The organism is Streptomyces shenzhenensis, assembly GCF_021462265.1.
GTDB classification, from domain to species: Bacteria; Actinomycetota; Actinomycetes; order Streptomycetales; family Streptomycetaceae; genus Streptomyces; species Streptomyces shenzhenensis.
In genome coordinates this window covers 1-707 of record NZ_JAJONF010000183.1, presented here as the reverse complement: position 1 = coordinate 707, position 707 = coordinate 1, and the positions used below count along the sequence as shown (strand labels likewise).

Genomic DNA, 707 nt, shown 5'->3' with positions numbered 1-707 from the left:
CGTTGCCGAGCAGCTGCGAGGAGGTGCAGGAGCCGCCGCCCCCGCCGGAGCTGACCGTCCAGGTGAAGGACGCGGTGCCGGCGGCGCCCGTGGAGTCGGTCACCGTGACGGTCGTGCTGTAGGTCCCCGCCGTCGTGGGCGTACCCGTGATGGCGCCGGTCGAGCTGCTGATCGACAGGCCGGCCGGCAGCCCCGTCACCGCGTAGGTCAGCGAGCCGCTGTTGGTGCTGCTCGCCGAGATCTGCAGGCTCACCGCGGTGCCGACGGTCGAGGACTGGCTGCCCGGATTGGTGACCGTGACGCCCGACGAGGGCACCGTGATGTGGCTGCCCACGTTGATGCCGGCGAACGCGTTGCCGACACCCGCGTACTGGGTGGAGCTGGTGCCGTACAGCGCGGCGGCCGCGTTCAGGGCGGCGGTGCGGGCGGCGGCGTAGTTGGTGCTGGACGTCATGTACGTCGTCAGCGCCTTGTACCAGATCTGCAGGGCCGCGGCCCGGCCGATGCCGGCGACGGCGACGCCGTCGGAGGTGGGGCTGTTGTACGTGACGCCGTTGATGGTCTTGCTGCCGCTGCCCTCGGACAGCAGGTAGAACATGTGGTTCGCCGGGCCCGAGGAGTAGTGCACGTCGAGGTTGCCGACCCCGGAGTACCAGCTGTCGGCCGACGAACCGTCCTTGCTGGGCTTGTCCATGTAGCGCAGCGGC

The 707-nt window shown here is 70.6% G+C and carries 1 protein-coding gene; it reads right to left on the bottom strand.

Annotation, left to right across the window (positions count from 1 at the left end; translation table 11 throughout):
* Positions 1-707 (bottom strand): M4 family metallopeptidase (locus tag LQ326_RS47355; protein ID WP_234545404.1); only part of this gene is annotated, 707 nt, incomplete at both ends.